Below are 8,696 nucleotides of genomic sequence, written 5' to 3'. Positions count from 1 at the left end.
CGAAAATCGGCACCAAGCCCTGGTTGAGCCGCTCCACCTTCTTCTCGTCGATATCGACGCACACCACCTCATGGCCGACCTCGGCCAGCACAGCGGCCTGCACGAGACCGACATAGCCAATCCCAAATACCGTCAAATTCATTTGGTTCTATTCCTGTCAAAGGCCGGGCCGCGGTCCGGTAAACTGGATATGCCGAAAAGGTGGCTGTTCGACAACACTCCGCGTCATATTCGCTCTTGAGACGCTGCCGACCAGAGCGGCCCGACAGTCCGCCGTTTTGGGGTGGATCGGGATGAACCGCCGGGCCTAACCGACTTAAAAAAAGTCGGCTGGCGGCCTCTATATCAACTCTGGCTAATGGTTACGCCCTTTGAACGAAGGACGTCGGGCAGCTCTTCTACAGCTGGGAGTGCTGCACCATCAGGAGAGGCAATGCTTCCCATGATTAAAATTCGGCGTAACAAAGAGCCCGTGACCGAAGCCGACGGGCCGCTACTGGGTGCCCAGGAATGCGCAAACTGGCAACGTGTGCGGCAAGCGATTTGGCAACGAGGGAGAGCCTGCGCTGTTGCGCGAACAGCTGTGCTTGTCCGTCAGTCGGACCCTGCGTGAGACCAACGTCCTACCCGGCAACTCATAGGTCCCGGCCACGAAACATCTTCCAGAGAAGTCCATTGGTGGGTGCTGGCGAGCATAGTCTCTTCATTGCCAGTTCGTGGATGCCCACCATCACCTGCGATGGGGGATCTGCATAAATCGGGGTGTTTTGATTGCCGATCCCAGAGAGCCTAAATCACGAATATCTCAGATTTGATTGTCCAAGATGCGAGCATCCAATCATCCGCAAGGGCTCATGGTTCAAGGTCATTGCCACTTTCAGATGCCCCCGCTGCAACACGACGCTGCGGCTAGGATATCCTGAAAAGTTACGCATTTTCGAGACTCACAGGCATCTGACAGACGGACCACCGCCAGCCGGAGCCAGCGGGTGAAGGCGGTTGGCGTCGGTCGGCAGCGCCGACTCGTGGCCTGATCCGACAGTCGGGGTGCAGCAACAGCAACGCTGACGCGCCACGGCGTGACAAGGTCGTCGACTAGATCGGCGACGTGCGCATAGGGCCGGGAACGCTCCTCTTTGGTGCGACTCCCGGTAAAGGCCAAGATCGATCTTCATGGTCACTTCACGCCGATGCCGGCGGTCAGGCCGCCATCTATCTTGTAGTCCGCGCCGGTGCAAAAGCCGGCCTTGGAAGAGCACAAAAAAGCGATCAGCTCCGCCACTTCCTCGGGCTCGCCGATGCGGCCGAGCGGATGGGCCGCGCCGAAGCGCCTGTAGGCTTCCTCGACGTCGGCATCGCTGCCGTTGTCGCCGCGCGCGGCCTTCTCAAGAATCGGCGTGCGGATCGAGCCGGGGCTGACCGAATTGACCCGGATGCCGGCTGCCGCATAGTCGAGCGCCAGCGAACGCGTCAGCGTGTGGATGGCGCCCTTGGTGGTGGCATAGGCGGCGACGTTCTGCTGGCAGGCGAAACCCTGCACCGAGGCGACGTTGACGATGGCGCCGCCGCCGCGCTTGATCATTTCCGGAATGCCGAAATGGGCGGTCAGATAGATCGAGCCGACATTGACCGTCATGGCCTTGTTCCAGGTTTCCCAGTCGGTCGTCGTCGCGGTTCCATAGGGATGGACCGCCGCCGAATTGACGATCACGTCGAGGCCGCCGAAACGCTCGACGCCGGCCGCGACGGCGTCGCGGACCTGGTCCGGCTCGGAGACGTCGGTGTCCACGACCAGCGCGCCGGCCCCGGAGCTTTCCAACTGCGCTCGCATCGCGGCATTGGCCGAACGGTCGATGCCGCAGGCGACGATCGCAGCGCCCCCGGCGGCGAGGCGCCTGGCAGTTGCGAGACCGATCCCGGTCGTTCCGGTCACCAGCGCGACCTTGCCGTCAAAATCCTTCATTGCTGAACTCCTTTGGTCACGTCTCGGAAGCCGGTTCTTTCGGCAGGAAACGCAGGGCGAAATCGAGATGGCGGCTCATCAGATAGGCGTAAGCCAGCCTGTCACGGGCCTATTTGACTCTCGTTGTCGTCCAACAATAAGTTGCCCACCTCGCGGAGGAAAGCGGCAATGGAACAGTGCTGGCGCTGGTATGGCCCGGACGATCCGGTAACACTCGATCATGTCAAGCAGGCGGGTGCGACAGGCGTGGTCTCGGCCCTGCACGACATCTATGACGGGCGTGTCTGGCCGCTGGAAAACATTCTCGAGCGCAATCGCATCATCGAGGCGGCGGGGCTGACCTGGTCGGTGGTCGAGAGCATTCCGGTCCACAACTCGATCAAGATCGGTTCGCCGGAGCGGCTCCGCTATGTCGGTTTCTACAAGGACACGATCCGCGCCCTGGCGAAGGCCGGTATCGCGACGATCTGCTACAATTTCATGCCGGTGGTCGACTGGACGCGGACGGATCTGGCCTACCGCCTGCCGACGACGGGTTACGCGCTGCGCTTCGATGCGATCGATTTCGCGGCTTACGATCTGTTCGTGCTGAAGCGCCGGAATGCCGAGGCCGGCTACACGCCTGCCCGCATCGCCGAGGCGGAAGCGCGGCTGAAGGAGCTCGGCGACGAGAAGATCGACAGGATCGAGCGCAATCTCATCGCCGGCCTGCCCGCCACCGAGCGCGCCTATAACCGCGACAGCTTTCGCGAGGCCCTGGCTGACTATGATGCAATCGGACCGAAGGAATTGCGCGACAATCTCGCTTGGTTCCTGCGCGAGATCATTCCGGTGGCCGAGGAGGAGGGGGTGCGCATGTGCATCCATCCCGACGATCCACCATTCTCGCTCTATGGCCTGCCGCGCATCGTCTCGACCGCCGAGGATGCGCGCTTCATCCTCGATACCGTCGACAGCCCGGCCAACGGGTTGACGTTCTGCACCGGCTCCTACGGCACGCGCGCCGACAACGACATTGTCGCCATGGTCAAGGAGTTCGCCGAGCGCATCCATTTCGTCCATTTGCGCAACGTCACCATCGAGGATGACGGCTCCTTTTATGAGGCCGAGCATCTCGAAGGCGGCACCGACATGGCGCATGTCATCCTCGCGCTGATGCAGGAGGAGGCGCGCCGCCGCAAGGAAGGCCGCGCCGATTGGCGTATTCCGATGCGGCCCGATCATGGGCATCTGCTCGCGGACGACATCGGCAAGACAAGGATCAATCCGGGCTATTCGCTGATCGGCCGGCTCAAGGGCCTCGCCGAACTGCGCGGCATCATGCGCGCCGTCGAGCGGTTCGGGCTGGCTTGATTTCCAAACGGGCTCGGCTTCGCACCCCGGCCCTTGAAATCCGTAAAGACATAGTGGCGCCGCCGATGGGCGATGGTATCCTTCGGGCCGCCATCGGCAGGCAGCTCGCGCGCGCGTGTCAGGTCGGGGTTGCGGCGCCGATCCGCCGGAACATGAAACAGGCCGATAGTCACGGCGGACGGGGAGAAAGCAATGCGCACCAAAACCAGCATCCGCGTCGTCGGCTGCCATGCCGAGGGCGAGATCGGCGATGTCATCGTGGGCGGCGTGCTGCCGCCGGCAGGCCGCACGATGATGGAAAAGATGATCACGATGGAACGCGATCACGACCATATAAGGCGCATGTTGATCTGCGAGCCGCGCGGCAGCGTTGCCCGTCATGTCAATCTCCTGGTGCCCTCGACGCGCGAGGATTGCGCCGCAGGCGCTATCATCATGGAACCAACCGAATATCCGCCGATGTCCGGCTCCAACACGATCTGCGTCGCCACCGTGCTGCTCGAGACCGGCATGGTGCCGATGCAGGAGCCGGAGACCCGCTTCAAGCTCGATATGCCAGGCGGCGTCATCGAGGTGCGCGCCGAATGCAGCGACGGCAAATGCCAGTCGATCACCTTCCGCAACGCGCCAGCCTTCGCCGAGCGCCTCGATGCCGATATCGAGGTGGAAGGGCTCGGCACGATCAAGGCCGATATCGCCTATGGCGGCATGTTCTACGCGATTATCGATGCGCCCGCGCTCGGCTTCTCGGTCACGCCCGACGAGGCCCGCGACTTGGCCGTGGTCGGCGAGAAAGTCCGCCGCGCGGCGCGCGAGCAGCTCGATGTCGTGCATCCGCAGTTCGACAATGTGCGCGGCGTGTCCATCGTGCAATTCGCGATGCCGTTCCAAGGGCCGGGCAACGTCACGCGCAACACCTGCATCGTCTCGCCTGGGCGCTCGGACCGCAGCCCGACGGGAACCGGCACCTCGGCCCGTATGGCTGTGCTGCAGGCGCGGGGCCAGATGAAGGAAGGCGAGGTGCTGATCCATGAATCGATCATCGGCTCGCGCTTCACCGGCAAGATCCTCGAACTCACCGAAATCGCCGGGCGAAAGGCGATCGTGCCGCAGATAACCGGCAGAGCCTGGATCACAGGAGAGCACAACTACTATCTCGATCCGACGGATCCCTATCCGCAAGGCTACGTGCTGTCGGACACCTGGGGCACCTCCACTTCGGTGACGCAATAGAATTTCCTGCAACGACGCCGGCTCGGATCATACGAGCGTCCAGACGCTTTCCAGCTCCTTGCCGGCGTTTGCGCTTGCAGAATGTCAGCGGACCTTGCAGGGAGGCGCCTGCTCTGATTCCCTGCGGTTGGTGGGGATCGCCTGATTCGTGTGCTTGTTGTTCCGATTCCGCGTGATCGTGCGGCGGAGCAGCAGGTGCCTACGGTAGAAAGATGAGAACATGACCGCCAAGCCGGAAATCCTGGAGATGAGGCCCAAGATCACCGTTGTCGGGGTCGGCGGCGCCGGCGGCAACGCCGTCAACAACATGATCGCCGAAGGGCTGCAGGGCGTCGAGTTCGTCGTCGCCAACACCGACGCGCAGGCGCTCACCATGTCGAAGTCGTCGCGGCTGATCCAGCTGGGCGCGCATGTGACCGAGGGCCTCGGCGCCGGATCGCTGCCCCAGGTCGGCAGTGCCGCCGCGGAGGAATCCATCGACGAGATCATGGATCACCTTGCGGGAACGCATATGTGTTTCATCACCGCCGGGATGGGAGGCGGCACCGGGACAGGTGCGGCGCCCGTGATTGCGCGTGCGGCGCGCGATGCCGGCATCTTGACGGTGGCCGTGGTCACCAAGCCTTTCGTGTTCGAAGGCAAGCGCAGGACCCAGGCGGCCGAGGAAGGCATAGAACGGCTGCGCGAGAGCGCCGACACGGTGATCGTCATTCCAAACCAGAACCTCTTCAGGGTCGCCGACGCCAGGACAACATTCGCCGACGCCTTCGCCATGGCGGACCGCGTGCTCTACGCGGGTGTCGGCTGCATCACGGACCTCATCGTCAAGGAAGGCCTGATCAATCTCGATTTCGCCGACGTGAAGTCGGTGATGCGCGACATGGGCCGGGCGATGATGGGAACCGGCGAGGCCTCCGGGGAGGGGCGCGCCAAGATCGCGGCCGAGGCGGCGATCGCCAATCCGCTGCTCGATGAGGCCTCCATGTCCGGCGCCAGGGGGCTGCTGGTATCAATCTGCGGCGGCATGGACATGACGCTGTTCGAGGTCGACGAAGCCGCGACACGGATAAGGGAAGAAGTCGACGCCGATGCCGACATCATCGTCGGCGCCATCTTCGACCACGCACTGGCGGGAAAGTTCCGCGTGTCCGTCGTCGCGACGGGTCTGCGCAAGAGCGCGGACATCGCGCAGTTCGAGCAACGGATCGCCTGACGTCACGGCGATCTCGCGGCTGCGCGTGTTCCCGATCGCACGACGCGATCGGTCAATATACGCTTCCGGCCGCGGACAATTCCGGACCGCACGCTGTCGGTCAGCGCGCCTCTTCGTCGCAAGCCGTCACGACGGCATCCGGCAAGCATCTGTCCATATTGGACACTAATTGACCGATCCGTTCAATGCCGCCAATGTCTGGCAAAGCGTCGGCATCAATCCCTTCCTGCTGCGGGTCCACAATCGCGGCTGACGAAGGAGAGGATCGATGAAAAGCTTCGTCTATAACGGCCAGCCGGCACGCGTCGTTTTCGGATCTGGCACCATCGCAAGATTGCCGGAAGAGATCGACCGGCTCGGGCTGAAACGCGTGCTCGTGCTGGCAACGCCGCCGCGCGAGGATGATGTCCGGCGTCTTGCCGGATCGCTGGGCGGCACCGCTGCCGGCGTCTATGCCAAGGCGACGATGCATACGCCGGTATCGGTGACCGAGGACGCGCTGCGTGTCGTGGCGAAACTCCAAGCCGACGGACTGGTTGCGGTGGGCGGCGGCTCCACGACGGGCCTCGCCAAGGCGATCGCCTTGCGCACCGACCTGCCGCAGATCGTGATGCCGACGACCTATGCCGGCTCGGAAATGACGCCGATCCTCGGCGAGACGAAGGATGGCGTGAAGGTCACCCAGTCGAGCCCGAAGGTGCTGCCGGAAGTGGTGATCTACGACGTCGACCTGACGATGACGCTTCCTGCTTCCTTGTCGGGAACGAGCGGCATGAACGCCATCGCCCATGCGGTCGAGGCGCTCTATGCCAGGGAAAGCAACCCGGTGATAAATCTGATGGCCGTTGAGGCCATCGGCGCGTTGGTGCGCGCCTTACCGGTCATCGCCGGGAGCCCGCATGACTGCGACGCTCGCTCCGAGGCGCTCTACGGCGCCTGGCTCTGCGGCATCTGCCTCGGCTCGGTCGGCATGGCGCTGCACCACAAGCTCTGCCACACGCTCGGCGGCAGTTTCGACCTGCCGCATGCGGAGACCCATACGATCGTGCTGCCGCATGCGCTGGCCTATAACGCACCCGCGGTTCCGGCCATCATGGAAACCCTGCGGGCCGTGCTGAAGGCGGATGATCCTGCCATGGCTCTCTACGATCTCGCCGGCCGGATCGGCGCTAAACGCGCTCTATCCGAGATAGGCATGCCGCCAGACGGGATCGACATCGCGGCGGACCGCGCGCTGGCCAATCCGTACTGGAATCCGCGGGCGCTGGAGCGGGAACCGATCCGGGCTCTTATCGCGCGCGCCTATGCCGGCGAGCCGCCGCAGGCCTGAGAAACCGAGCGTCGCGGGCCGGCTTCACCTGAATATCAATCTGTCTGGATCCAGACCGCCTTCGTCTCAAGGTATTCGTGCAGATGCTCGACGCCGCCTTCGCGGCCGTAGCCGGACATCTTCATACCGCCGAACGGCACGGCCGGGTCGATGGCGTGATACATGTTGACCCAGACCGAGCCGGCCTTGACGCGACGTGCGAGCTTGTGCGCGGCGCCGAGATTGGTGGTGAAGATGCCGGCCGCGAGACCGTAAGGCGTCGCGTTGGCACGCGCGACAACCTCATCCAGCGTGTCGAAGGGCATCGCCGAGATGACCGGCCCGAAGATTTCTTCGCGCGCGATCGTCATCTTGTCCGACACTGCGCCGAAGACGGTCGGGGCGATGAAGTTGCCGCCGTCATAGAGCTCGCCCGTCAGCCGCGAGCCGCCGGCGACCAGTTTGGCGCCTTCGTCGCTGCCCGCCTTGATGTAGCTCTCCACCTTGCCGGCCTGCCTGGCATTGATCAGCGGCCCGATTTCCGTCTCCGCCTCGATGCCGTGGCCGACGCGCAGCTTGCCGGCGAACTCGGCGACCCGGCGCACGAACTCGTCATGGATCTCGCGCGCCACGAACAGGCGCGAGCCGGCAATGCAGATCTGGCCCGAATGCACGAAAACCGCCATCGCCGCGACCGGCACGGCCTTGTCGACATCGGCGTCGCGGCAGACGATGATCGGCGACTTGCCGCCGAGCTCCAGCGAGACGCGCTTGAGGTTGGCGACGCCGGCGCGCGCGATCGCCTGGCCGGTCAGCGTCGAGCCGGTGAAGACGATCTTGTTGACATCCGGGTGCTCGGCAAGCCGCGCGCCGGCCTCGGCGCCCGTCCCGGTGACGATGTTGACGACGCCGTCGGGAACGCCGGCCTCCTGCATCAGCCTCGCGATCAAGAGCGGCGTCAGCGATGCCTCCTCCGACGGCTTCAGCACGATGGTGCAGCCGGTTGCCAGAGCCGGCGCGATCTTCCAGATCGAGGCGGCGGTGGGCGCATTCCAGGGAATGATCGCGCCGACGACGCCGACCGGCTCGCGTCGGGTGAAGGTGACGATCTCGCCGGGGATGGAATTGTCGATCGTCTCGCCATGCAGCGCGGTCGCCATGCCGCCATAGAAGCGCAGCATGCCGATGGCCCGGCGCCGGTTGGCCAGCGTGCGGGTGATCGGCAACCCCATGTCGAGCGTGTCGGAGACGCTAAGCTCTTCCCAATGCTTCTCGAACAGGTCGGCGATCCTGAGCAGCACGCATTGCCGCTCGTAGGGCGAGAATTTCGACCACGGGCCCTCGAAGGCCGCGCGCGCCGCGGCCACCGCAGCGTCGATATCCGCCGCTCCGCCGCGCGGCACCGTCGCCAGCACTTCGCCCGTCGCCGGGTTCAGCGCCTGCATCTCCTGGCTGGATTGCGCCGCGACCCACTTGCCGCCGATGAACATCGGCCGGAATTCGCCATGGTAGAGCGTCGCGGCCTTCGCCTTCGGGTCGAAGTTCAGCGTCATCATCTCCTCCTCACGAATTCCGACGCGACTATTACTCCCGCGGCCGGCGACCTCAAACAAGGAAAGCCAAAA

General features: G+C 64.1%; 7 protein-coding genes. 4 read left to right on the top strand and 3 right to left on the bottom strand.

Going from position 1 to position 8,696, the window contains the following annotated elements:
- Both CK219_RS27860 and CK219_RS27855 read right to left on the bottom strand, forming a co-directional pair.
- The coding region (locus CK219_RS27860; protein ID WP_245340639.1) for an NAD-binding protein at window positions 1-142 on the bottom strand (142 nt) is incomplete at its 3' end.
- A 1,035-nt stretch (window positions 143-1,177) separates the two neighbouring features.
- The gene (locus tag CK219_RS27855; protein WP_095769820.1) at window positions 1,178-1,963 is read right to left on the bottom strand and encodes a glucose 1-dehydrogenase; all 786 of its coding nucleotides are present in this window, start codon (window positions 1,961-1,963) and stop codon (window positions 1,178-1,180) included.
- Between the two features lie 168 nt (window positions 1,964-2,131).
- On the opposite strand from CK219_RS27855, the gene uxuA reads away from it, so the two are divergent.
- From uxuA to CK219_RS27835, 4 genes are all read left to right on the top strand, one after another.
- Window positions 2,132-3,316, top strand: coding sequence for a mannonate dehydratase (gene uxuA, locus CK219_RS27850; protein WP_095769819.1), 1,185 nt, complete (start codon window positions 2,132-2,134; stop codon window positions 3,314-3,316).
- A gap of 192 nt (window positions 3,317-3,508) precedes the next feature.
- Window positions 3,509-4,549 (top strand): proline racemase family protein, encoded by a 1,041-nt coding sequence (locus CK219_RS27845; protein ID WP_095769818.1) that lies wholly within the window; start codon window positions 3,509-3,511, stop codon window positions 4,547-4,549.
- Window positions 4,550-4,769: 220 nt separating this feature from the next.
- Window positions 4,770-5,762 (top strand): cell division protein FtsZ, encoded by a 993-nt coding sequence (ftsZ, locus tag CK219_RS27840; protein ID WP_095769817.1) that lies wholly within the window; start codon window positions 4,770-4,772, stop codon window positions 5,760-5,762.
- A 268-nt stretch (window positions 5,763-6,030) separates the two neighbouring features.
- Window positions 6,031-7,092, top strand: a complete 1,062-nt coding sequence (locus tag CK219_RS27835; RefSeq protein WP_095769816.1) for a maleylacetate reductase — start codon at window positions 6,031-6,033, stop codon at window positions 7,090-7,092.
- 35 nt (window positions 7,093-7,127) lie between these two features.
- Here the strand turns inward: CK219_RS27835 and CK219_RS27830 are convergent, their stop codons facing one another.
- Window positions 7,128-8,624, bottom strand: coding sequence for an aldehyde dehydrogenase family protein (locus CK219_RS27830; protein ID WP_095769826.1), 1,497 nt, complete (start codon window positions 8,622-8,624; stop codon window positions 7,128-7,130).
- Window positions 8,625-8,696 lie beyond the last annotated feature (72 nt).

It is taken from the genome of Mesorhizobium sp. WSM4313, assembly GCF_002294725.1.
Classification (GTDB): Bacteria; Pseudomonadota; Alphaproteobacteria; order Rhizobiales; family Rhizobiaceae; genus Mesorhizobium.
This window is presented reverse-complemented; position numbering and strand designations above follow the sequence as displayed.